At 44.6% G+C, this 24,439-nt stretch carries 29 protein-coding genes and 1 other annotated feature; all 29 genes read left to right on the top strand.

What is annotated here, in order from left to right; all coding sequences use genetic code 11:
* The first annotated feature begins 1 nt into the window (after position 1).
* The 29 genes from BV455_RS08240 (at position 2) to rpmC (ending at position 24,423) form a co-directional block, all read left to right on the top strand.
* Entirely contained in the window at positions 2–421 is a 420-nt protein-coding gene (locus BV455_RS08240; protein WP_017434037.1) for a Mini-ribonuclease 3, read from the top strand.
* A gap of 2 nt (positions 422–423) precedes the next feature.
* The gene (gene rlmB, locus BV455_RS08235) at positions 424–1,161 is read left to right on the top strand and encodes a 23S rRNA (guanosine(2251)-2'-O)-methyltransferase RlmB (RefSeq protein ID WP_017434036.1); all 738 of its coding nucleotides are present in this window, start codon (positions 424–426) and stop codon (positions 1,159–1,161) included.
* Positions 1,162–1,164: 3 nt separating this feature from the next.
* A complete protein-coding gene (locus BV455_RS08230; protein WP_026078353.1) occupies positions 1,165–1,677 on the top strand; it encodes an NYN domain-containing protein in 513 nt (170 codons plus the stop codon).
* Between the two features lie 92 nt (positions 1,678–1,769).
* Positions 1,770–2,396, top strand: a complete 627-nt coding sequence (gene sigH / locus BV455_RS08225) for an RNA polymerase sporulation sigma factor SigH (RefSeq protein ID WP_100225052.1) — start codon at positions 1,770–1,772, stop codon at positions 2,394–2,396.
* A gap of 96 nt (positions 2,397–2,492) precedes the next feature.
* Positions 2,493–2,642, top strand: coding sequence for a 50S ribosomal protein L33 (gene rpmG / locus BV455_RS08220; RefSeq protein ID WP_017434033.1), 150 nt, complete (start codon positions 2,493–2,495; stop codon positions 2,640–2,642).
* Positions 2,643–2,685: 43 nt separating this feature from the next.
* Positions 2,686–2,868 (top strand): preprotein translocase subunit SecE, encoded by a 183-nt coding sequence (gene secE / locus BV455_RS08215; protein WP_017434032.1) that lies wholly within the window; start codon positions 2,686–2,688, stop codon positions 2,866–2,868.
* A gap of 128 nt (positions 2,869–2,996) precedes the next feature.
* On the top strand, positions 2,997–3,530 hold the full coding sequence (nusG, locus tag BV455_RS08210) for a transcription termination/antitermination protein NusG (protein ID WP_017434031.1): 534 nt from the start codon (positions 2,997–2,999) through the stop codon (positions 3,528–3,530).
* 251 nt (positions 3,531–3,781) lie between these two features.
* On the top strand, positions 3,782–4,207 hold the full coding sequence (gene rplK / locus BV455_RS08205) for a 50S ribosomal protein L11 (protein ID WP_017434030.1): 426 nt from the start codon (positions 3,782–3,784) through the stop codon (positions 4,205–4,207).
* A gap of 108 nt (positions 4,208–4,315) precedes the next feature.
* On the top strand, positions 4,316–5,017 hold the full coding sequence (gene rplA / locus BV455_RS08200) for a 50S ribosomal protein L1 (protein ID WP_017434029.1): 702 nt from the start codon (positions 4,316–4,318) through the stop codon (positions 5,015–5,017).
* A 48-nt stretch (positions 5,018–5,065) separates the two neighbouring features.
* Positions 5,066–5,219, top strand: a sequence feature (ribosomal protein L10 leader region).
* A 44-nt stretch (positions 5,220–5,263) separates the two neighbouring features.
* A complete protein-coding gene (rplJ, locus tag BV455_RS08195; RefSeq protein ID WP_017434028.1) occupies positions 5,264–5,764 on the top strand; it encodes a 50S ribosomal protein L10 in 501 nt (166 codons plus the stop codon).
* 48 nt (positions 5,765–5,812) lie between these two features.
* Positions 5,813–6,181, top strand: coding sequence for a 50S ribosomal protein L7/L12 (gene rplL, locus BV455_RS08190; RefSeq protein WP_017434027.1), 369 nt, complete (start codon positions 5,813–5,815; stop codon positions 6,179–6,181).
* 97 nt (positions 6,182–6,278) lie between these two features.
* Entirely contained in the window at positions 6,279–6,881 is a 603-nt protein-coding gene (locus BV455_RS08185) for a class I SAM-dependent methyltransferase (protein ID WP_026078351.1), read from the top strand.
* Between the two features lie 226 nt (positions 6,882–7,107).
* The gene (gene rpoB / locus BV455_RS08180) at positions 7,108–10,677 is read left to right on the top strand and encodes a DNA-directed RNA polymerase subunit beta (RefSeq protein ID WP_042410124.1); all 3,570 of its coding nucleotides are present in this window, start codon (positions 7,108–7,110) and stop codon (positions 10,675–10,677) included.
* Between the two features lie 110 nt (positions 10,678–10,787).
* Complete coding sequence (gene rpoC / locus BV455_RS08175; RefSeq protein ID WP_017434024.1) at positions 10,788–14,387, top strand: DNA-directed RNA polymerase subunit beta'; 3,600 nt, start codon at positions 10,788–10,790, stop codon at positions 14,385–14,387.
* A 140-nt stretch (positions 14,388–14,527) separates the two neighbouring features.
* On the top strand, positions 14,528–14,776 hold the full coding sequence (locus BV455_RS08170) for a 50S ribosomal protein L7ae-like protein (RefSeq protein ID WP_017434023.1): 249 nt from the start codon (positions 14,528–14,530) through the stop codon (positions 14,774–14,776).
* A gap of 100 nt (positions 14,777–14,876) precedes the next feature.
* Positions 14,877–15,299: a 30S ribosomal protein S12 gene (gene rpsL, locus BV455_RS08165; protein WP_017434022.1), complete on the top strand. Its 423-nt coding sequence runs from the start codon at positions 14,877–14,879 to the stop codon at positions 15,297–15,299.
* A gap of 39 nt (positions 15,300–15,338) precedes the next feature.
* On the top strand, positions 15,339–15,809 hold the full coding sequence (gene rpsG / locus BV455_RS08160) for a 30S ribosomal protein S7 (protein WP_017434021.1): 471 nt from the start codon (positions 15,339–15,341) through the stop codon (positions 15,807–15,809).
* A gap of 159 nt (positions 15,810–15,968) precedes the next feature.
* The gene (gene fusA, locus BV455_RS08155; protein ID WP_017434019.1) at positions 15,969–18,047 is read left to right on the top strand and encodes an elongation factor G; all 2,079 of its coding nucleotides are present in this window, start codon (positions 15,969–15,971) and stop codon (positions 18,045–18,047) included.
* A 136-nt stretch (positions 18,048–18,183) separates the two neighbouring features.
* A complete protein-coding gene (gene tuf, locus BV455_RS08150; protein ID WP_017434018.1) occupies positions 18,184–19,371 on the top strand; it encodes an elongation factor Tu in 1,188 nt (395 codons plus the stop codon).
* Positions 19,372–19,676: 305 nt separating this feature from the next.
* The gene (gene rpsJ / locus BV455_RS08145) at positions 19,677–19,985 is read left to right on the top strand and encodes a 30S ribosomal protein S10 (RefSeq protein ID WP_003247558.1); all 309 of its coding nucleotides are present in this window, start codon (positions 19,677–19,679) and stop codon (positions 19,983–19,985) included.
* 20 nt (positions 19,986–20,005) lie between these two features.
* Positions 20,006–20,641, top strand: coding sequence for a 50S ribosomal protein L3 (gene rplC, locus BV455_RS08140; RefSeq protein ID WP_017434017.1), 636 nt, complete (start codon positions 20,006–20,008; stop codon positions 20,639–20,641).
* A gap of 29 nt (positions 20,642–20,670) precedes the next feature.
* Positions 20,671–21,294 carry a 50S ribosomal protein L4 gene (gene rplD, locus BV455_RS08135; RefSeq protein ID WP_017434016.1) on the top strand — a complete coding sequence of 208 codons (624 nt, stop codon included), beginning with the start codon at positions 20,671–20,673 and terminating at the stop codon, positions 21,292–21,294.
* The gene (gene rplW, locus BV455_RS08130) at positions 21,294–21,581 is read left to right on the top strand and encodes a 50S ribosomal protein L23 (protein ID WP_017434015.1); all 288 of its coding nucleotides are present in this window, start codon (positions 21,294–21,296) and stop codon (positions 21,579–21,581) included. Before rplD ends, rplW begins: the two co-directional genes overlap by 1 nt.
* A gap of 28 nt (positions 21,582–21,609) precedes the next feature.
* Entirely contained in the window at positions 21,610–22,440 is an 831-nt protein-coding gene (gene rplB, locus BV455_RS08125; RefSeq protein ID WP_017434014.1) for a 50S ribosomal protein L2, read from the top strand.
* 57 nt (positions 22,441–22,497) lie between these two features.
* Positions 22,498–22,776, top strand: coding sequence for a 30S ribosomal protein S19 (gene rpsS / locus BV455_RS08120; protein ID WP_003247570.1), 279 nt, complete (start codon positions 22,498–22,500; stop codon positions 22,774–22,776).
* A gap of 18 nt (positions 22,777–22,794) precedes the next feature.
* On the top strand, positions 22,795–23,136 hold the full coding sequence (gene rplV, locus BV455_RS08115) for a 50S ribosomal protein L22 (protein ID WP_012748888.1): 342 nt from the start codon (positions 22,795–22,797) through the stop codon (positions 23,134–23,136).
* 3 nt (positions 23,137–23,139) lie between these two features.
* On the top strand, positions 23,140–23,796 hold the full coding sequence (gene rpsC / locus BV455_RS08110; RefSeq protein WP_017434013.1) for a 30S ribosomal protein S3: 657 nt from the start codon (positions 23,140–23,142) through the stop codon (positions 23,794–23,796).
* Between the two features lie 2 nt (positions 23,797–23,798).
* Positions 23,799–24,233 carry a 50S ribosomal protein L16 gene (rplP, locus tag BV455_RS08105; RefSeq protein ID WP_017434012.1) on the top strand — a complete coding sequence of 145 codons (435 nt, stop codon included), beginning with the start codon at positions 23,799–23,801 and terminating at the stop codon, positions 24,231–24,233.
* Complete coding sequence (gene rpmC, locus BV455_RS08100) at positions 24,223–24,423, top strand: 50S ribosomal protein L29 (RefSeq protein WP_017434011.1); 201 nt, start codon at positions 24,223–24,225, stop codon at positions 24,421–24,423. The genes rplP and rpmC overlap by 11 nt, the downstream gene beginning before the upstream one ends.
* The last annotated feature ends 16 nt before the right edge of the window (positions 24,424–24,439 follow it).

The raw sequence follows: 24,439 nt of genomic DNA, 5'->3' as shown, positions 1-24,439 counted from the left end.
GATGAGCTTGCTACAGCCGATCAAAGATGTAAAACAGCTAAATGGATTAGCGCTTGCCTACATCGGTGATGCCGTCTACGAAGTATATGTACGGCATCACCTTCTTGCCAATGGCAGCGTGAAACCGCACCAGCTTCATCGCCAAGCCATTCAATATGTATCAGCCAAAGCGCAGGCTAAAGTGTTACTAGCTTTATTGGAAAAAGAATTATTAACGGAAGAGGAACGGGCTATTGTACGCCGGGGGAGAAACGCCAAATCCGGCACGATTCCGAAAAATACGGACGTGCAGACGTACCGGTATAGCACGGCGTTTGAAGCATTGATTGGCTATCATTTTTTAGGGAAAAATGAAAAGCGGGTAGAAGAGCTAATTCGTTGTTCATTTGCGATTATTGAAAGTAAGGAAAGGACGTTGTAACGATGGATTTTATTATTGGGAGAAACCCAGTGATGGAAGCGTTGAAGTCGCAGCGGGAGATCAATAAAATTTGGATCGCAGAAGGGGTGCAGCGCCACTCTGTGCAGCCGATTATTCAGCTTGCAAAACAAAATGGTGTGCTTGTGCAATACGTTCCGAAAAAAAAGCTCGATCAAATGGTAGAAGGGACACACCAAGGAGTGGTGGCTCAAGTTGCAGCATACCGTTACTACGAAATCGACGATTTATTCGCCCGGGCATCGGAAAAAAGCGAACCGCCGTTTTTTCTTATTCTCGATGAACTAGAAGATCCGCATAATTTAGGATCCATTATGCGAACGGCTGATGCGGTAGGGGCGCACGGCATTATTATTCCGAAGCGGCGTTCTGTCGGCTTGACGGCGACGGTAGCGAAAGCTTCCACAGGCGCTATCGAGCATATTCCCGTTGCTAGAGTGACAAATTTAGCGAGAACGATCGACGAATTAAAAGAGCGTGGGGTGTGGATTGTCGGGACTGATGCGAAAGCAAAAGACGACTACCGCTCCTTTGACGGAACAATGCCATTGGCTCTGGTAATTGGCAGTGAAGGAAAAGGAATCAGCAGACTTGTTTTAGAAAAATGCGATTTTCTCCTTCGTCTGCCGATGAGAGGGCATGTGACATCATTGAATGCTTCCGTCGCTGCAAGCATTCTCATGTATGAGGTGTACCGCAAGCGATATCCGTTAGGAGAATAAATGATGAATATTTTAATTGTTGATGGCTATAACATTATCGGTGCTTGGCCGGAACTCCGCGAACTAAAAGAGGAAGATGACCTTGCCACGGCAAGGGATTTGCTGATTGACAAAATGGCGGAGTATCAAGCATTTACAGGAGACCGAGTCATTATTGTTTTTGATGCACACCTCGTACAAGGGAATGAGAAAAAATATAAAAACCATCAAGTCGAAGTAATATTTACGAAAGAACATGAAACGGCGGACGAGCGCATTGAACGGTTGGCTAAAAGCTTAATCAATGTACGAACGAAGGTGTATGTTGCTACGTCGGATTATACGGAGCAATGGACGATTTTTAGTCAAGGAGCGCTGCGAAAGTCAGCCCGTGAGCTTTTAGCAGAAATGGAGACGATCGAAAAAGATATTTCCAAAAAACTGCAACACATGCAGCAACAAACCCCGATGTCCAAAGTCCCGTTAACCGAAGAAGTTGCTAAAATTTTCGAAAAATGGCGAAGAGGTCAAAAGTGAGTGGTTGACGCTGTAAAAATTTGTACTGTATAATAAATTCTAGCGATTTATGCGGTCGGGGGATCAGCGTGGGTCAATGCTTCAAGGAAAAAATGTACAGTGATTACAAAAACATGGAAGATGAACGGTTAGTAGAGTTGGTACATCAAGGGGATGGGGATGCGCTAGATTTTTTAATTCATAAATACCAAAATTTCGTACGTGCTAAAGCCCGCTCTTATTTTTTAGTCGGCGCTGATCGGGAAGATATTGTTCAAGAAGGGATGATCGGCCTGTACAAGGCGGTTCGCGATTTTAAGGGGGACAAGCTCTCCTCTTTTAAAGCGTTTGCAGAACTTTGCATCACAAGGCAGATGATTACGGCTATTAAAACGGCAACAAGGCAAAAACATATTCCGTTGAATTCATACGTTTCCTTAGATAAGCCTATCTATGATGATGAATCAGACAGGACGTTGATGGATGTCATTTCCGGCACAAGAGCGACGGATCCGGAAGAGCTTATTGTTAATCGCGAAAAAGTAGACGATATTGAGGTCAAAATGGCAGAACTTCTTAGCGATTTAGAGAGAAAAGTGCTTGCTTTGTATTTAGATGGACGTTCGTACCAAGAAATTTCTGAAGAATTGAACCGCCATGTCAAATCGATTGATAACGCTCTTCAGCGTGTAAAAAGAAAGCTGGAAAAATATTTGGAGTACCGCGAAATCAGCCTTTAAGGACGTCTAGCATAAAGGCAAAAAAATCTGCCGTTGACAGTGAAATGAGGGTGTGGTAAATTTTTATGGACATCCTTATAGAACGGTGGGACACCCATGCGAAAAAAAGTGATTTTAGCTTGCAGTAAATGCGGCAGCCGAAATTATGTAACGATGAAAAAAATAAGCCATGCAGCGGAACGCTTTGAAGCGAATAAATTTTGTAAAATTTGCAACATGCATACGCTCCACCGTGAAACGAAGTAGCGCTATGTGAGCAGTTTTTCAAGTCTGTTGGAGGTTACTAATCATGCAGCGAATCGTAAACTTTTTTAAAGAAGTAGCACGAGAAATGAAAAAAGTAAGTTGGCCAAACCGGAAGGAATTAGTTAATTATACCGCTATTGTATTAGCTACCGTTACGTTTTTTACGGTGTTTTTTGCCGTTATTGATTTAGGTATTTCCGAATTAATTCGTTTTGTTTTTGAATAAGTCTGCTGCCGATATGATATAATGAAAGATAATAATGTGAGCGTCTGACCCGGTAACGGGTTTTTGTTTTGCTTAAAAAAGGAAATGAAACCGATTTGGGGAGGGAAAGGACAGTTAAGTCCTAATCAATGGAAAAAAATTGGTATGTGATTCATACGTATTCCGGTTATGAAAATAAAGTAAAGGCCAATTTAGAAAAACGCGTCGAATCCATGGGTATGCAGGATAAAATATTTCGCGTTGTCGTTCCCGAAGAAACAGAAACAGATGTGAAAAACGGCAAAAGAAAAACGACGAAAAAGAAAGTATTTCCAGGCTATGTACTAGTGGAAATGGTGATGACCGATGATTCTTGGTATGTGGTGCGCAATACTCCTGGGGTAACGGGATTTGTCGGTTCAAGCGGGGCTGGCTCTAAACCAACCCCATTGATGGAAGAAGAAGTGAAAATGATTTTAAAACGGATGGGCATGCCATTGACAGACATCGATATAGATTATGAACTAAATGAAACGGTAAGGGTAAAAGAAGGTCCTTTTACTAACTTTACTGGTAAAATAGAAGCGATCGATGTGGATAAACGAAAAGTGAAAGTGCTTGTGAATATGTTTGGCCGTGAAACACCGGTGGAGTTGGAATTTTCGCAGATTGAAAAAATATGATGGAAAAGAACTTGCAATCAAAATCGAAAAGTGATAATATTTTAAAGTCAGTATGTCTCGTAAACCGAGACAAATATATTTCTGTACAGGCAATGAACTTATACAAGTGTATAAGGGAGCACTGTGATTTTTTAACACGCAGATCCTCTCAACCGAAACGGGAGATATGGAAAAAGGCTATATGACATTAGCCTTATGAGTGGGAGGGACTATCCCTAATACCACATCACGGACTTAAGGAGGTGTGTCTCGTGGCAAAAAAAGTTGTAAAAGTCGTCAAACTGCAAATTCCTGCGGGGAAAGCGAATCCGGCACCGCCAGTTGGTCCTGCATTAGGTCAAGCCGGTGTTAATATTATGGCGTTTTGTAAAGAGTTCAATGCTCGCACAGCTGACCAAGCGGGTTTGATTATTCCAGTTGAAATTACGGTGTTTGAGGACCGTTCATTTACATTTATTACAAAAACTCCGCCAGCTGCAGTGTTGCTGAAAAAAGCGGCCGGCATTGAATCCGGTTCTGGTGAACCAAACCGTAACAAAGTAGCGACAATCAAACGCGACAAAGTGCGTGAAATTGCAGAAATGAAAATGCCGGATTTAAACGCAGCAAGCATTGAGGCTGCGATGCGCATGGTTGAAGGTACAGCCCGCAGCATGGGCATTGTTATCGAAGACTAATGTGCATAGTGTTGGCTGAGGAGGTTGCGACTACAAGGAGTGATCCTTTTCGCAACCTTTATTCGTGGGAGGTTATTCCGCTAAAACCACAATGAGGAGGAATTATGTATGCCAAAAAGAGGAAAAAAATACTTAGAAGCATTGAAACTTGTAGACCGCTTTAAAGCGTATCCAATCGCAGAAGCGATTGAACTGGTGAAAAAAACGAACATTGCTAAATTTGATGCTACGGTGGAAGTTGCGTTCCGTTTAGGCGTGGATCCGAAAAAAGCGGACCAACAAATTCGCGGCGCGGTTGTATTGCCTCATGGTACAGGGAAAGTACAGCGCGTATTAGTATTCGCTAAAGGGGAAAAAGCGAAAGAAGCGGAAGCAGCTGGCGCCGACTACGTTGGCGATACAGAATATATCAACAAAATCCAACAAGGTTGGTTTGATTTTGATGTCGTTGTCGCAACACCTGACATGATGGGTGAAGTTGGTAAACTGGGACGTATTTTAGGTCCAAAAGGATTAATGCCAAACCCGAAAACTGGCACCGTTACATTTGATGTCGCGAAAGCGGTGCAAGAAATTAAAGCTGGTAAAGTCGAATATCGCGTTGACAAAGCCGGCAACATCCACGTGCCGATCGGCAAAGTGTCGTTTGACAACGAAAAACTGGTAGAAAACTTCGCTACGATTTACGAAGCGATTTTAAAAGCAAAACCAGCCGCTGCAAAAGGTACGTACGTGAAAAATGTAACGGTTACTTCGACGATGGGGCCTGGCATCAAAGTAGACCCATCTACAGTAGCGGTAGCACAATAAAATATTGACTTCTTTCCATCCTTTTAGTAAAATGTCTTTTGTCTGAAAAAATGAATATCATTTGTACCGTAGACAGTAGGTGCTCTTAGGAGCTTAATTTCCTACCGAGGTATTTGTGCGATAGAAAAACGCGTTCAAGGCCGTTTTGCGCGTTTTGCGATACCTCCATGTCTACGTGGCATGGAGGTTTTTTACTGATGCGGTATAAGTGGTGTTTTCATTTTATCTTCTACAGGAGGTGTAAAAATGAGCAGCGCGATCGAACTCAAAAAACAAATTGTAGCAGAGATAGCTGAAAAATTCCGCGCCAGCAAATCTACGGTTATCGTAGACTACCGCGGCTTAAACGTAGCGGAAATTACAGAGCTCCGCAAGCAGCTCCGCGAAGCGGGCGTTGAGTTCAAAGTGTATAAAAACACATTAACCCGCCGCGCGCTGGCGGAAGTTGGATTAGAAGGATTAAGCGACGTATTTACTGGACCAAATGCGATTGCATTTAGCAATGAAGATGTCGTAGCGCCTGCAAAAATTTTAAGTGAATTTGCCAAAGACCATGAAGCACTTGAAATTAAAGCAGGTGTCATTGAAGGCAACATTGCAACGCTGGAAGAAATCAATGCGCTTGCAAAACTTCCTTCCCGCGAAGGCTTGCTTTCTATGTTGCTTAGCGTTCTTCAGGCTCCAATTCGCAACTTTGCGCTTGTTACAAAAGCGGTTGCGGATAAAAAAGAAGAGCAAGGCGCATAATCTCGCATCCATATATGCATAAAATTATAAATTAAGGAGGAACTGACAATGACAAAAGAACAAATCATTGAAGCGGTTAAAAATATGACAGTATTAGAATTAAATGAATTAGTAAAAGCAATTGAAGAAGAGTTCGGCGTAACTGCTGCTGCTCCTGTAGTGGTTGCTGGCGGCGCTGCTGCTGGCGGCGAAGCTGCTGCTGAAAAAACAGAATTCGATGTTATTCTTGCTGATGCTGGTGCGCAAAAAATTAAAGTTATCAAAGTTGTTCGCGAAATCACTGGTCTTGGCTTAAAAGAAGCAAAAGACTTAGTTGATAACACTCCAAAACCAATTAAAGAAGGCGTTTCGAAAGAAGAAGCAGAAGAAATCAAAGCAAAACTTGAAGAAGTTGGCGCTAGCGTAGAAGTAAAATAATTGCTGTTTACAAGAAAAGCCCGCTGAAACCAGCGGGCTTTTTTACTGCAAAAATGGGTATGATGGAAGATAGATGGGCAAAAGAAAGGTGATGAAATTGAGCGAACATTATTATTCTTCCAACCCGTCATCGGAAAGCCATCCTCATACGTGGACGTTTGTATTACGGGGCAATAAGTTCGTATTTACCACGGACAGCGGCGTATTTTCCAAACGGGAAGTCGATTTTGGCACGCGGCTGTTGATTGAAACGTTTATGGAACCGGATATAGAGGGCGGTTTTTTGGATATTGGCTGCGGATATGGTCCGATCGGCTTGGCGGTTGCAAAGTCCTTTCCACACCGCCATGTAGACATGGTGGATATTAACAAGCGCGCGATCGAGTTGGCTATAGAAAATAAACAGGCCAACGATATTAAAAATGTAACGATTTATGAAAGTGATTTATTTGCGCAAGTAGGCGATAAAAAATTTGCTGCGATTTTAACCAATCCGCCGATTCGTGCCGGGAAACGCGTTGTTCACGCCATTTTTGAACAAAGCGCTGACCATCTTTACGAAAATGGGGAGCTGTGGGTTGTCATTCAAAAAAAGCAAGGGGCGCCGTCTGCGTTAAAAAAATTGGAAGAAGTGTTTTCACACGCAGAAGTGGTAGCGAAGAAAAAAGGATATTATATCATAAAGGCGAAAAAATGTTGACAGTGTTTTTGGGTTGTGATAACATTATACAATGCTAAATGTGTACATTTCCCTAGTAGGATGGTACGTATAATTTTGGTGATAATGGAAAAAATGATAAAATCAATAAACAGGTGAAAATATGGTTTTCTATGATAGAAACCATTTTCTTTTTTTCTCCATGAAAAGCATGGCTCCATGTTTACCTTCCAATTTGATTAATGTTTACATTTGAGGGGTGAATCACTTGACAGGCCGACTAGTTCAATATGGACGACACCGCCAACGGAGAAGTTACGCGCGCATTAGTGAAGTGCTCGAATTGCCGAATCTTATTGAGATTCAAACTTCCTCTTACAAATGGTTTCTTGATGAAGGATTGCGGGAAATGTTCCGCGAAATTTCCCCGATCGAAGACTTTTCCGGTAATCTTTCTCTTGAATTTATTGATTATAGTTTAGGGGAGCCGAAATATACGGTAGAAGAAGCGAAAGAACGCGATGTTACATATGCTGCGCCGCTTCGCGTAAAAGTCCGTTTAATTAACAAAGAGACAGGTGAAGTAAAGGAACAAGATGTGTTTATGGGTGATTTCCCGTTAATGACAGAAACAGGGACGTTTATCATTAACGGGGCAGAGCGGGTTATTGTATCCCAGCTTGTCCGCTCTCCGAGCGTGTACTACAGCGACAAAGTGGATAAAAACGGAAAACGAGGCTATTCAGCGACCGTGATTCCGAATCGCGGCGCCTGGCTAGAATACGAAACTGACGCCAAAGATGTTGTATATGTTCGCATTGATCGCACACGTAAACTGCCAGTTACGGTGCTTCTTCGTGCGCTCGGGTTTGGTTCCGATCAAGAAATTATTGATTTGATCGGCGACAATGAGTATTTGCGCAACACGCTTGAAAAAGATAATACGGATAGCACCGAAAAAGCGCTCATTGAAATTTACGAGCGCCTGCGCCCAGGCGAACCGCCGACGATTGAAAACGCGAAAAACTTGTTAATCTCTCGCTTTTTTGATCCGAAACGCTATGATTTAGCAAGCGTCGGACGTTATAAAATTAATAAAAAGCTCCATATTAAAAACCGCCTGTTTAACCAACGTCTTGCCGAAACATTAATCGATCCGGAAACAGGCGAGATTATTGCCGAAAAAGGAGCAATCATTGACCGCAGAATGTTAAATCGTTTGCTGCCATACCTTGAAAAAGGCATTGGCTTGCAAACTTATAAACCTAACGGGGGCGTAGTAGACGAGCCGATTTCTGTGCAGTCGATTAAAATTTACTCGCCAAATGACCCGGACAACGAAAAAGTGATCAACGTCATCAGCAACGGCTATATTGCTGAAGATGTCAAACATATTACTCCAGCGGATATTATCGCTTCCATCAGCTATTTCTTTAACTTGCTGCATGGGGTTGGCGATACGGACGATATCGACCATTTAGGAAACCGTCGTCTTCGTTCGGTCGGTGAATTGTTGCAAAACCAATTCCGCATCGGTTTATCTCGTATGGAGCGGGTTGTTCGCGAGCGTATGTCCATTCAAGATACAAACACGATTACACCGCAGCAATTGATCAACATTCGGCCGGTCATCGCTGCGATTAAAGAGTTTTTCGGAAGCTCGCAGCTTTCGCAATTTATGGACCAAACGAACCCGCTTGCCGAATTAACGCATAAGCGCCGTCTTTCGGCGTTAGGACCAGGTGGGCTGACGCGGGAGCGCGCAGGGTTTGAGGTGCGCGACGTTCACTACTCCCACTATGGACGGATGTGTCCGATTGAAACCCCTGAGGGTCCAAACATTGGATTAATTAACTCGTTATCGACTTATGCGAAAGTCAATAAATTCGGTTTCATTGAAACGCCGTATCGGCGCGTCGACCCGGAAACAGGAAGAGTAACCGATCAAATTGATTACTTAACGGCAGACGAAGAGGACAACTATGTTGTGGCTCAGGCGAACGTCCCGCTTGCGGAAGATGGAACGTTCTTAGAAGAAAATGTTGTCGCACGTTTCCGCGGGGAAAACATTGTCGTCAAACGCGACCGCGTTGACTATATGGACGTGTCGCCAAAGCAAGTTGTATCGGCAGCGACGGCGTGCATCCCGTTCTTAGAAAACGACGACTCGAACCGCGCGCTTATGGGTGCGAACATGCAGCGTCAAGCAGTTCCGCTGTTAGAGCCGGAAGCGCCAATTGTCGGTACAGGAATGGAATATGTATCGGCGAAAGACTCCGGTGCCGCTGTTATTTGTAAACATCGCGGTATTGTCGAACGGGTAGAGGCCAAAGAAATTTGGGTTCGCCGTCTCATTGAAGTAGACGGAAAGGAAGTAAAAGGAGACCTTGACAAATATCGTCTGTTGAAATTTGTCCGCTCGAACCAAGGAACTTGCTACAATCAGCGTCCGATTGTGAAAAAAGGTGACATTGTTGAAAAAGGTGAAATTTTAGCAGACGGTCCGTCGATGGACAAAGGTGAGCTTGCGCTTGGCCGCAACGTGCTTGTTGCCTTTATGACTTGGGACGGCTATAACTACGAAGACGCAATTATTATGAGCGAACGCCTCGTCAAAGAGGACGTATATACATCGATCCATATCGAGGAGTATGAAGCGGAATCCCGCGATACGAAACTTGGTCCAGAGGAAATTACGCGCGATATTCCAAACGTCGGGGAGGATGCGCTAAAGAATTTAGATGAGCGCGGAATTGTCCGCATCGGTGCGGAAGTAAAAGACGGCGATTTGCTCGTTGGTAAAGTAACACCAAAAGGAATGACGGAGCTTACAGCCGAAGAACGGTTGTTGCACGCCATCTTCGGGGAAAAAGCACGCGAGGTGCGCGATACATCGCTGCGCGTTCCGCATGGCGGCGGCGGTATTGTGCTCGATGTGAAAGTATTTAACCGCGAAGACGGCGATGAGCTTCCGCCTGGCGTCAATCAGCTTGTCCGCGTCTATATTGTGCAAAAACGGAAAATTTCCGAAGGCGATAAAATGGCAGGCCGCCACGGAAACAAAGGGGTTATTTCCCGCATCTTGCCGGAAGAAGATATGCCGTTCTTGCCGGATGGCACACCGATTGATATTATGTTAAACCCGTTAGGCGTTCCGTCGCGGATGAACATCGGGCAAGTGTTTGAGCTGCATCTTGGGATGGCCGCGAAAAAACTCGGTCTTCATATTGCGTCGCCGGTATTTGACGGCGCTACAGAAGAAGATGTGTGGAATATACTGGAAGAAGCGGGGATGCCGCGTGATGCAAAAACGGTTCTATACGATGGCAGAACGGGAGAACCGTTTGACAACCGCGTATCGGTCGGCATTATGTATATGATTAAGCTGGCGCACATGGTTGACGATAAGCTTCATGCTCGCTCAACGGGACCGTACTCGCTTGTTACGCAGCAACCGCTCGGTGGGAAAGCGCAATTTGGCGGACAACGTTTCGGCGAAATGGAAGTATGGGCGCTCGAAGCTTACGGTGCTGCGTATACATTGCAAGAAATACTTACCGTCAAATCGGACGATGTGGTTGGTCGCGTGAAGACATACGAAGCAATTGTTAAAGGGGAAAACATACCGGAGCCAGGTGTGCCGGAGTCGTTTAAAGTTTTAATTAAAGAGCTGCAAAGCTTAGGCATGGATGTGACGATTTTAACGAGCGATGAACAAGAAGTTAATATGGAAAACTTCGATGAGGACGAAGACCATGCTGCCGATGCGATTGTTTCGGAAGTGAAACCGGCAGAAAAGGAAAAAGCAGCTGAAAAAGACGCCGTCACGAAAGAATAAGCTTAACCGATAGTGATGGGGGAATATTCCTCCATCACTATCAAGGTGTTATCCAACAAACAAACAAGCAATTGAGGCAAAACCGATGGATAAAGAGGGAGGTATACCCCTTGCTAGATGTAAATAAATTTGAGTACATGAAAATCGGGCTCGCTTCACCGGAGAAAATCCGCTCCTGGTCGTATGGTGAAGTAAAAAAACCGGAAACGATTAACTATCGTACATTGAAGCCGGAAAAAGACGGATTGTTTTGCGAGCGCATTTTCGGGCCGACTAAAGACTGGGAATGCCATTGCGGAAAATATAAGCGCGTACGTTATAAAGGTGTTGTCTGCGACCGCTGCGGTGTCGAAGTTACTCGCTCGAAAGTCCGCCGTGAACGGATGGGTCATATTGAACTAGCCGCTCCTGTTTCACATATTTGGTATTTTAAAGGCATCCCAAGCCGTATGGGGCTTGTGTTGGATATGTCGCCGCGTGCGTTAGAGGAAGTGATTTATTTCGCTTCCTACGTGGTGACGGACCCAGGCGATACACCTTTAGAGAAAAAACAGTTGCTTTCCGAGAAAGAATATCGCGCCTATCGCGAAAAATACGGGCAATCGTTCCAAGCTTCCATGGGGGCGGAAGCCATTAAAAAGCTTCTCCAAGATATTGATTTAGATAAAGAAGTAGCGACGTTAAAAGAAGAGCTGAAAACGGCGCAAGGACAGCGTCGTGCTCGTATTATCAAGCGCTTGGAAGTGCTAGAGGCGTTCCGCAACTCAGGCAACGATCCTGCTTGGATGGTGCTTGATGTGCTGCCCGTTATCCCGCCTGAATTGCGGCCAATGGTGCAATTAGACGGCGGACGCTTTGCGACATCGGACTTGAACGATTTGTACCGCCGCGTAATTAACCGAAATAACCGCTTAAAACGTTTATTGGATCTTGGTGCACCAAATATTATCGTGCAAAACGAAAAACGGATGTTGCAAGAAGCCGTTGATGCGCTGATTGACAATGGTCGCCGCGGCCGCCCGGTAACAGGACCTGGCAACCGCCCATTAAAATCATTGTCCCATATGTTAAAAGGGAAACAAGGACGTTTCCGGCAAAACTTGCTCGGTAAGCGCGTCGACTATTCCGGCCGTTCTGTTATTGTTGTCGGTCCAAACTTAAAAATGTATCAATGCGGCTTGCCAAAAGAAATGGCGCTCGAACTCTTTAAGCCGTTTGTTATGAAAGAACTGGTGGAACGCGGATTGGCGCATAATATTAAAAGCGCGAAACGGAAAATTGAGCGCGTGCATCCAGAAGTATGGGACGTATTAGAAGATGTCATTAAAGAGCATCCAGTGCTTTTGAACCGTGCTCCGACGCTTCACCGTTTAGGCATTCAAGCGTTTGAACCAACGCTTGTCGAAGGCCGCGCGATTCGCTTGCATCCGCTTGTATGTACCGCGTATAACGCGGACTTTGACGGAGACCAAATGGCGGTTCACGTTCCGCTCTCGGCGGAAGCACAGGCGGAAGCGCGCTTGCTCATGCTGGCTGCGCAAAATATTTTGAACCCGAAAGACGGAAAGCCAGTTGTTACGCCTTCGCAAGACATGGTTTTAGGAAACTATTATTTAACGATGGAACGCGAAGGGGCCATCGGTGAAGGCATGGTATTTAAAGATACGGATGAGGCGTTGCTTGCCTATCATAATGGATATGTTCATTTACATTCGCGCATCGCTGTTCATGCCGGCTCATTGAAAAACGAAACGTTCACCGAAGAGCAAAACAACAAATTATTGCTCACTACCGTTGGCAAATTGATTTTCAACGAAATTTTGCCAAACTCGTTCCCTTACATTAATGAGCCGACAACAGAAAACATTGAGGGACGGACGCCGGATAAATATTTCCTTGATAAAGGCGTAAATGTGAAAGAAGAGATTCGCAAACGCGAACTTGTGCCGCCGTTTAAGAAAAAAGTGCTTGGACAAATTATCGCGGAAGTATTCAAGCGGTTTAAAATTACGGAAACGTCGAAGATGCTTGACCGCATGAAAGATTTAGGTTTCCAATATTCGACGAAAGCCGGCATTACGATCGGCGTCGCTGATATCGTAGTATTGCCGGAAAAACAAGAAATTCTTGACGAAGCGCAGGCGAAAGTCGATACCGTATTGAAACAGTTCCGCCGCGGTTTAATTACCGATGAAGAGCGCTATGAACGTGTCATTTCGATTTGGAGCGCGGCGAAAGACAAAATTCAAGACAGACTAATGAAATCGTTGGATAAACGCAACCCGATCTTTATGATGAGTGATTCTGGAGCGCGCGGTAACGCTTCGAACTTTACGCAGCTTGCCGGAATGCGCGGTCTCATGGCCAACCCGGCAGGACGCATTATTGAGTTGCCGATCAAGTCGTCGTTCCGTGAAGGTTTAACGGTATTGGAATACTTTATTTCTACGCACGGGGCGCGCAAAGGACTGGCGGATACGGCTCTAAAAACAGCGGACTCTGGTTATCTCACAAGACGTCTTGTCGACGTGGCGCAAGATGTGATTGTGCGTGAAGAAGATTGTGGTACAGACCGCGGTATTCTTGCAAGAGCGTTAACAGACGGCACAGAAGTGATCGTCAAATTAGAAGAGCGCCTTGTCGGCCGCTATGCGCAAAAAACGGTGAAACATCCGGAAACAGGCGAAATACTCGTTCGTAAAGATGAAATGATCACCGAAGATATTGCGAACGAGATCATTAAAGCGGGGATTACAGAGGTATGGATTCGCTCTGCCTTTACATGCAATACGCGGCATGGCGTATGTAAAAAATGCTATGGCCGCAACTTGGCGACAGGCGCCGATGTCGAAGTCGGCGAAGCGGTCGGTATTATCGCGGCCCAGTCGATCGGGGAGCCTGGTACGCAGCTGACGATGCGTACGTTCCATACAGGCGGTGTTGCCGGCGACGACATCACCCAAGGTTTGCCACGGGTACAAGAGCTGTTTGAAGCGCGGAATCCGAAAGGGCAAGCTGTCATTTCGGAAATTGACGGCGTTGTTGTTTCCATTAGCGAAACGCGTGATCATCAATATGAAATTGTTGTCAAAGGTGAGGTTGAAACGCGTTCATATGTTGCCCCTTACAACGCAAGACTAAAAGTCGAAGAAGGGCAGCAAGTAGAGAGAGGTCAAGAGCTGACCGAAGGCTCGATCGATCCAAAACAGCTGTTAAGAGTCCGCGACATTACATCGGTTCAAGAATACTTGCTGCGTGAAGTACAGAAAGTATACCGGATGCAAGGGGTAGAAATTAGCGACAAACATATTGAAGTGATGGTTCGGCAAATGCTGCGCAAAGTGCGTGTCATTGATGCAGGGGACACGGATGTGCTTCCAGGAACGCTGCTGGATGTGCATCAATTTACAGACGTCAATGAAAAAGCGCTTCTGGAAGGAAAACGCCCGGCGACCGCACGTCCGGTGCTGCTTGGTATTACAAAAGCATCGCTTGAAACAGATTCGTTCTTATCGGCTGCATCGTTCCAAGAAACAACGCGCGTGTTGACCGATGCGGCGATTAAAGGAAAACGCGATGAATTGCTCGGCTTAAAAGAAAACGTCATTATCGGTAAGCTTGTTCCAGCCGGAACAGGAATGGCTCGCTATCGTAAAGTCAAGCCGGTAGTGAAGAAAGAAACGGAAAGCGATGCTGTTACATCCAAATAAATCTCTCGGTGCCAGCAAAGGAGAACCCTCCTTTGCTGGCAATAAATTAAATGGATTGAAAATATAGTTGACAATGTCTTGCAAAAATGATAGTATATCAAAGGTGTTCCAAAAACCTGGTACTTTGGAGGATATGTTACATGTCTTATGAAAAAGTATTACAGGCTGGAAAGATTGTCGTTGGAACGAAACAAACAGTAAGAGCTCTGAAAGAAGGAAAAGCGCTCGAAGTCATCGTTGCCGAAGATGCTGATCCATCCATTGTTGATAAGGTGATGGAAGCAGCAAAAGAGGCTAATGTTCCCGTTACGAAAGTAGATTCGATGAAAAAGCTTGGCAAAGCGTGCAAAATTCAAGTAGGAGCAGCTGCTGTCGCGATTCTTCGGTAAAAACCATTTCGGTTTTTATCTTAAAAACCTTGTTTGTATAAATAATGAACCACCTGGATATGTGGGCTTAAGTTTATATGTGAAAGGAGGACAATTTAACATGCCTACAATTAACCAATTAGTCCGTAAAGGGCGCGAGAAAAAAGTAGTAAAATCCAAATCTCCTGCGTTAAATAAAGGATACAACAGCTTTAAAAAAGTGCAAACAAACGTTCCTTCACCACAAAAACGCGGTGTTTGTACACGTGTTGGTACGATGACTCCGAAAAAGCCAAACTCTGCGCTTCGTAAATATGCGCGTGTTCGTTTATCGAACGGTATCGAGGTAACAGCTTACATCCCTGGTATCGGCCATAACTTACAAGAACACAGCGTCGTATTAATTCGTGGCGGACGTGTAAAAGACTTGCCAGGGGTACGTTATCACATCATTCGTGGCGCCCTAGATACAGCAGGTGTGGCAAACCGCATGCAAGGGCGTTCGAAATACGGTGCGAAAAAACCAAAAGAATCGAAAAAATAATAAAGTAAATCGGATTTTTTACTGAAAGGAGGAAAAACTATGCCACGTAGAGGTCCAGTTGCAAAACGAGACGTACTACCAGACCCAATTTACAATTCGAAACTAGTAACCCGTCTAATCAATAAAATTATGGTGGACGGAAAAAAATCAAAAGCACAAAAAATTCTTTACACGGCATTTGATATTATCCGTGAACGTACGGGTAAAGATCCTATGGAAGTATTTGAACAAGCATTAAAAAATGTTATGCCTGTTTTGGAGGTTCGCGCACGCCGCGTCGGTGGGGCAAACTACCAAGTTCCTGTTGAGGTTCGCCCGGATCGCCGTGTGTCGTTGGGGCTTCGCTGGTTAGTGCAATATGCTCGTCTCCGCGGCGAAAAAACGATGGAAGAGCGCCTTGCGAATGAAATTATGGATGCGGCCAACAACACCGGTGCAGCGGTGAAAAAACGCGAAGATACGCACAAAATGGCGGAAGCAAACAAAGCGTTTGCACATTATCGTTGGTAATGATCAGTTAAAGATCTTTATTAGGGAAATAGGTGATGGTGGCAAAATCAGCTTGCCGCCTATACCTATATTCCTATGATTTTGTATTGTTTTAATTGTTTTATATGAGCGTGATTATTATACATGATACTTATTTGAAGGAAGGAGAAAATAACCACCATGGCAAGAGAGTTCTCCTTGGAAAACACTCGTAACATTGGGATTATGGCGCACATTGACGCCGGTAAGACAACAACAACAGAGCGTATCTTGTTCTACACAGGACGCGTTCATAAGATTGGTGAAGTCCATGAAGGCGCGGCCACAATGGACTGGATGGAACAAGAGCAAGAGCGCGGGATTACGATTACGTCTGCGGCGACAACAGCGCAATGGAAAGGTCATCGCATCAATATTATCGACACGCCAGGGCACGTAGACTTTACGGTAGAGGTAGAGCGTTCCCTTCGCGTGCTTGACGGTGCGATTACTGTTCTTGACGCGCAATCCGGTGTAGAACCGCAAACAGAAACAGTCTGGCGCCAAGCGACTACATACGGGGTTCCACGTATTGTATTCGTCAACAAAATGGACAAAATTGGCGCAGATTTCCTATATTCTGTAAAAACGCTTCATGACCGCTTGCAAGCAAACGCGCATCCAGTGCAATTGCCAATCGGTGCGGAAGACCAATTCTCCGGCATTATTGACCTTGTCGAAATGTGCGCGTACCATTACCATGATGAACTTGGCAAAAATATTGAACGCATTGAAATTCCGGAAGAATACCGTGATATGGCGGAAGAATACCACAACAAGCTTATTGAAGCAGTTGCGGAATTAGATGAAGAACTGATGATGAAATATTTAGAAGGGGAAGAAATTACAACAGAAGAATTGAAAGCAGCGATTCGCAAAGCAACGATCAGCGTAGAATTCTTCCCTGTATTCTGCGGCTCCGCATTTAAAAACAAAGGTGTTCAATTGCTGTTAGATGGAGTCGTAGATTATTTGCCATCTCCAGTTGATATTCCGCCAATCAAAGGGGTTGTACCGGATACGGAAGAAGAAGTTGTTCGTGAAGCAAGAGACGATGCTCCATTCGCAGCGTTGGCATTTAAAATTATGACAGACCCTTATGTTGGTAAATTAACGTTCTTCCGCGTGTACTCTGGTACGCTTGATTCTGGTTCATATGTCATGAACTCGACAAAACGCAAACGCGAACGTATCGGTCGTCTCCTACAAATGCATGCGAACCACCGTCAGGAAATTTCGAAAGTATATGCCGGTGACATCGCGGCAGCTGTAGGTTTAAAAGATACAACAACAGGCGATACTCTATGTGATGAAAAGAACCTTGTTGTATTAGAATCAATGGAATTCCCTGAACCAGTTATTAACGTAGCCATTGAGCCAAAATCAAAAGCAGACCAAGATAAAATGAGCCAAGCATTGCAAAAGTTACAAGAAGAAGACCCAACATTCCGTGCTTGGACAGATCCGGAAACTGGCCAAACGATCATTGCTGGTATGGGTGAGCTTCACCTAGACATCATCGTTGACCGTATGCGCCGTGAATTTAAAGTGGAAGCGAATGTTGGCGCTCCACAAGTTGCATACCGCGAAACATTCCGCAAATCGGCGCAAGTGGAAGGGAAATTCATCCGTCAATCCGGTGGTCGCGGTCAATACGGTCACGTTTGGATTGAATTCTCGCCAAACGAACGCGGAAAAGGGTTCGAATTCGAAAACGCGATTGTCGGTGGGGTTGTTCCGAAAGAATATATACCGGCAGTCCAAGCGGGTCTTGAAGAAGCAATGCAAAACGGGGTTCTTGCCGGATATCCAGTGGTCGACATCAAAGCGAAACTATTTGATGGTTCTTACCATGATGTCGACTCGAGTGAAATGGCGTTCAAAATCGCAGCTTCTTTAGCATTGAAAAACGCTGCGACTAAATGTGACCCTGTGTTGCTTGAGCCAATCATGAAAGTCGAAGTAATTATTCCAGAAGAATATCTTGGCGATATTATGGGCGACATCACTTCCCGCCGCGGACGCGTCGAAGGAATGGAAGCCCGCGGTAATGCACAAGTCGTCCGCGCGATGGTTCCGCTTGCGGAAATGTTTGGATACGCTACTTCGTTGCGTTCTAATACACAAGGACGCGGAACGTTCACGATGGTATTTGACCACTATGAAGAAGTTCCGAAAAACATTGCAGACGAAATCATCAAAAAAAATAAAGGTGAATAATTGATTTCTCTGCATAGTTTCGCTATAAATACTTATGTAAGACTTGGGAATCAATACAATCTGTATTGGTTCCCAGGCATCCTATATTTATATAAACCATTAAAATTATATTCTAATTTTAAGGAGGATATTTCTCATGGCTAAAGCGAAATTCGAACGTACGAAACCACACGTCAACATTGGTACTATCGGCCACGTTGACCACGGTAAAACGACGTTAACTGCTGCGATTACAACGGTTCTCGCTAAACAAGGTAAAGCAGAAGCAAAAGCGTATGACCAAATCGACGCAGCTCCAGAAGAACGTGAACGCGGTATCACAATCTCTACTGCACACGTTGAGTATGAAACTGACAAACGCCACTATGCACACGTTGACTGCCCTGGACACGCGGACTACGTGAAAAACATGATCACAGGTGCAGCGCAAATGGACGGCGCGATCCTTGTTGTATCTGCAGCTGACGGTCCAATGCCACAAACTCGCGAACACATTCTTCTTTCTCGCCAAGTAGGTGTACCATACATCGTCGTATTCTTGAACAAATGCGACATGGTAGACGACGAAGAATTATTAGAACTAGTTGAAATGGAAGTTCGTGATCTATTATCTGAATATGACTTCCCTGGCGATGAAGTGCCTGTTATCAAAGGTTCTGCATTAAAAGCGCTTGAAGGCGATCCGCAATGGGAAGAAAAAATTGTTGAATTGATGAATGCAGTTGACGAATACATTCCAACTCCACAACGTGAAATTGACAAACCATTCATGATGCCAATTGAAGACGTATTCTCGATCACTGGTCGTGGTACGGTAGCAACTGGCCGTGTAGAACGCGGTACGCTAAAAGTTGGTGACGCAGTAGAAATCGTTGGTCTTTCTGACGAGCCAAAATCTACAACAGTTACTGGTGTAGAAATGTTCCGCAAACTTCTTGACCAAGCAGAAGCTGGTGACAACATCGGTGCGCTTCTTCGCGGTATTTCCCGTGACGAAGTAGAACGCGGTCAAGTACTTGCGAAACCAGGCTCTATCACACCACATACAAAATTTAAAGCGCAAGTTTACGTTTTAACAAAAGAAGAAGGTGGACGTCATACTCCATTCTTCTCTAACTATCGTCCACAATTCTACTTCCGCACAACAGACGTAACAGGCATCATCACGCTTCCAGAAGGCGTAGAAATGGTTATGCCTGGCGACAACGTTGAAATGACAGTAGAATTAATCGCGCCAATCGCGATCGAAGAAGGTACAAAATTCTCAATCCGTGAAGGTGGACGTACAGTAGGCGCAGGTTCTGTATCTGAAATCATTGAGTAATATACTTGCGCTTCTGTGGCAGAAAAACAAGCAGGTTTGCCTTATGCAAACCTGCTTGTTTTTTTATGCAATTTTTCGACAGGTTGAAAATGGACATTTAGCTATGTATAATTAAGAAGTGCGCAGAAAAACGAAGAAATAGCTTGCAATCCCGTTTACATATCTGTATAATATCAAATGTTGGTCTTTGACTGCGATGAAGTGGAAGGTTGCTGACACACCCGGTCGCTTTGCCATGGCGAGTGTGCAGGAAATTTCCATGGAGAATGTCTATTTTGAAAATAGGCGAAGAAGGAGGGAAAACAATGGCAAAAGAAAAAATTCGTATCCGTTTAAAAGCTTACGATCATCGAATTCTTGATCAATCTGCGGAGAAAATCGTAGAAACAGCAAAACGTTCCGGCGCAAAAGTATCCGGTCCGATTCCGTTGCCAACGGAAAGAACTGTTTATACGATTTTACGCGCTGTTCACAAGTACAAAGATTCTCGTGAACAATTCGAAATGCGTACACATAAACGCTTGATCGATATCGTAAACCCTACTCCACAAACAGTAGATTCATTAATGCGCCTTGATTTGCCATCTGGCGTTGATATTGAAATTAAACTTTAATTAAGCAGGAGGTGTGACGAATGACCAAAGGAATCTTAGGGAGAAAAATCGGTATGACGCAAGTATTCGCAGAAAATGGCGATTTAATTCCTGTAACCGTCATTGAAGCAACTCCAAACGTGGTATTGCAAAAGAAAACGATTGAAAAGGACGGTTATGAGGCGATCCAATTAGGTTTTGAGGATTTAAGCGAAAAACGCGCCAATAAGCCGCAAATCGGCCACGCTGCGAAAGCGAATACTGCACCTAAGCGCTTCATCCGCGAAATCCGCGGCGCAAATGTCGATGAATACGAAGTTGGTCAGGAAGTCAAAGTAGATATTTTTTCTGAAGGCGATATTGTCGATGTGACTGGAATTTCAAAAGGGAAAGGATTCCAAGGCGCGATCAAACGGCATGGTCAATCGCGCGGACCAATGGCACACGGTTCTCGCTATCATCGTCGTCCTGGTTCGATGGGTGCGATTGCTCCAAACCGCGTATTTAAATCGAAAGAATTGCCAGGCCGCATGGGTGGACAACGTGTAACGATCCAAAACTTGAAAATCGTGAAAGTGGATCCAGAACGCAACCTTCTTCTTATCAAAGGAAACGTACCTGGTCCAAGAAAAGGTTTAGTGATCGTAAAAAGCGCAGTAAAAGCGAAAGCAAAATAACATTTTGCTAGGAAAGGAGGAACTATCCAATGCCAAAAGTAGCATTGTATAACCAGAACGGAGAAACAATCGGTGAAATTGAACTGAACGATTCCGTTTTTGGTATTGAGCCAAATAAATATGTGTTATTCGAAGCGGTCATTATGCAACGCGCTTCGCTGCGTCAAGGAACGCATAAAACAAAAAATCGTTCGGAAGTAAGTGGCGGCGGCCGCAAACCATGGCGCCAAAAAGGAACAGGTCGCGCTCGTCAAGGTTCGATTCGCGCTCCACAATGGCGTGGTGGTGGTACAGTATTCGGCCCGGTTCCGCGCAGCTACAGCTATAAGCTGCCGAAAAAAGTCCGTCGCTTAGCAATTAAATCGGCATTATCTTCTAAAGTTCTTGAAAACAACATTGTTGTTTTAGACAGCTTAACATTAGAAGCGCCAAAAACAAAAGAAATGGTAAAAATCTTAAACAATCTCTCAGTTGATCGCAAAGCGCTGATTGTAACAGATGACGTCAATGAAAATGTTGCACTATCTGCGCGCAATATTCCAGGCGTTACTGTGGTTACAGCGAACGGCATTAACGTTCTTGATGTGTTAAACCATGATAAGCTTGTAATCACGAAAGCGGCCGTGGAGAAAGTAGAGGAGGTGCTTGCATAATGAAAGATCCTCGCGATATTATTAAGCGCCCCATCATCACGGAAAATACCATGAATTTAACAGCGCAAAAAAAATACACGTTTGAGGTAGATGTAAAAGCCAATAAAACCGAAGTAAAAGATGCTGTTGAAAAAATCTTTGGCGTAAAAGTAGCGAAAGTCAACATTATGAACTATAAAGGGAAATTTAAACGCGTTGGCCGTTACAGCGGTTATACAAACCGTCGCCGCAAAGCGATTGTAACGCTAACGCCAGACAGCAAAGAGATCGAACTCTTCGAAGTATAAAGTTTAAAAGCGAAGGAGGGAAACCAACATGGCGATTAAAAAATATAAACCGACATCCAACGGTCGTCGTGGCATGACAGTGCTTGATTTCTCAGAAATCACAACCGATCAGCCGGAAAAATCGTTGCTCGCGCCATTAAAGAAAAAAGCGGGTCGCAACAACCAAGGGAAAATTACAGTACGCCATCAAGGTGGCGGTCATAAACGTCAATACCGTATCATTGATTTTAAACGCGACAAAGATGGAATTCCAGGCCGCGTTGCTACAATCGAGTACGATCCAAACCGTTCCGCAAACATTGCATTAATTCATTATGCAGACGGTGAAAAACGTTATATTATTGCGCCGAAAAACCTTAAAGTAGGCATGGAAATTATGTCTGGACCAAATGCAGACATCAAAGTCGGCAACGCATTGCCGCTTGAAAATATCCCAGTTGGTACGCTTGTGCACAATATCGAGCTGAAACCAGGAAGAGGCGGACAGTTAGTTCGCGCAGCTGGCACATCCGCACAAGTGCTTGGGAAAGAAGGAAAATATGTCATTGTTCGTCTTGCATCTGGCGAAGTACGCATGATTTTAGGTGCTTGCCGGGCAACAGTTGGTGAAGTAGGTAACGAACAGCATGAACTGGTCAACATCGGTAAAGCAGGCCGTGCTCGTTGGTTAGGTATTCGCCCAACAGTTCGTGGTTCGGTTATGAACCCTGTCGATCACCCGCACGGTGGTGGTGAAGGTAAAGCGCCAATCGGACGTAAATCGCCAATGACTCCTTGGGGCAAACCGACACTTGGATTTAAAACTCGTAAAAAGAAAAATAAATCGGATAAATTTATTATCCGCCGTCGTAAAAAATAACGGGGTTGAACTACGGTTCTTAAGAACCGTAGCACAATCACGAAGGGAGGTTCATTTATGGGTCGCAGCTTAAAAAAAGGTCCGTTTTGTGATGAGCATTTAATGAAAAAAATCGAAAAATTAAATGAGACAGGACAAAAACAAGTAATTAAAACATGGTCTCGTCGTTCGACAATTTTCCCGCAATTTGTTGGTCATACGATTGCCGTATATGATGGACGCAAACATGTACCGGTTTATATTACGGAAGACATGGTCGGACACAAACTTGGCGAGTTCGCGCCAACACGTACGTTCAGAGGCCACGCTGGCGACGATAAGAAAACAAAACGTTAATGAGAGGAGGTTAAACACATGCAAGCTAAAGCTGTTGCAAGAACAGTCCGGATTGCTCCTCGTAAAGCACGTTTAGTGATTGATTTAATTCGAGGAAAAGAAGTTGGTGAGGCAGTAGCCATTCTTCGCCACACGCCAAAAGCTGCTTCTCCGATTATTGAAAAAGTGTTAAAATCTGCGGTAGCAAACGCTGAACATAACTATGACATGGACGTGAACAAACTGGTTATTACGGAAGCATATGTGGACGAAGGTCCAACGCTGAAACGTTTCCGCCCGCGCGCAATGGGACGTGCAAGCGCGATTAATAAACGCACAAGCCATATCACCATCGTTGTTTCAGAAAAGAAGGAGGGATAATAAGTGGGTCAAAAGGTGAATCCAGTCGGTCTCCGCATCGGCATTATTCGTGACTGGGACTCTAGATGGTACGCTGAAAAAGATTATGCGGACCTTTTACATGAAGATCTAAAAATCCGTGAGTATATTAATAAACGTTTGCAAGATGCTGCGGTATCTCGCATTGAAATCGAACGTGCGGCAAACCGTGTTAATGTTACGATTCATACGGCCAAACCAGGCATGGTCATCGGTAAGGGCGGTTCGGAGGTAGAAGCGCTCCGCAAAGCGTTAACGCAATTAACTGGCAAGCGTGTTCACATTAACATCGTTGAAATCAAAAAACCAGATTTAGATGCGAAACTAGTAGCGGAAAACATTGCTCGCCAATTAGAAAACCGCGTTTCCTTCCGTCGTGCGCAAAAACAAGCAATTCAACGCGCAATGCGCGCAGGTGCAAAAGGGATTAAAACGATGGTATCCGGTCGTCTCGGCGGTGCTGATATCGCTCGTTCGGAACATTACAGCGAAGGAACTGTTCCACTCCATACACTTCGCGCTGACATCGATTACGGAACGGCAGAAGCGGATACAACATACGGAAAAATCGGCGTAAAAGTATGGATTTATCGTGGAGAGGTCCTTCCGACAAAAAAGAAAACTGAGGAAGGAGGAAAATAATTATGTTAATGCCAAAACGCGTAAAATATCGTCGTGAACATCGCGGACGCATGAAAGGTCGCGCAAAAGGCGGCACGGAAGTACATTTCGGTGAATACGGATTGCAAGCGTTGGAATCCGCTTGGATTACCAACCGCCAAATCGAGGCAGCTCGTCGTGCGATGACTCGTTATATGAGACGTGGCGGTAAAGTTTGGATTAAAATTTTCCCTTCTAAACCATATACAGCCAAACCGTTGGAAGTGCGGATGGGTTCCGGTAAAGGTGCTCCTGAAGGTTGGGTAGCGGTTGTTAAGCCAGGTAAAGTAATGTTTGAAGTTGGCGGTGTTTCAGAGGAAGTGGCACGTGAAGCATTGCGTCTTGCTTCTCACAAACTTCCGATTAAATGCAAATTCGTAAAACGCGAAGAAATTGGTGGTGAAGCAAATGAAAGCTAAGGAAATTCGTGAACTTACCACTGCCGAAATTGAACAAAAAATTAAAGCATTAAAAGAAGAGTTATTCAACCTTCGCTTCCAATTGGCAACAGGGCAATTGGAAAACACGGCACGCATTCGCCAAGTGCGTAAAGATATCGCACGCATGAAAACGATCATCCGTGAAAGAGAGATCGCTGCCAATAAATAAACGTTTGAGAGGAGGT

The organism is Parageobacillus caldoxylosilyticus, assembly GCF_019272935.1.
Taxonomy (GTDB): domain Bacteria; phylum Bacillota; class Bacilli; order Bacillales; family Anoxybacillaceae; genus Saccharococcus; species Saccharococcus caldoxylosilyticus.
The sequence above is the reverse complement of the archived record's forward strand: the minus strand, read 5'-3'. Positions and strand labels throughout refer to the sequence as shown.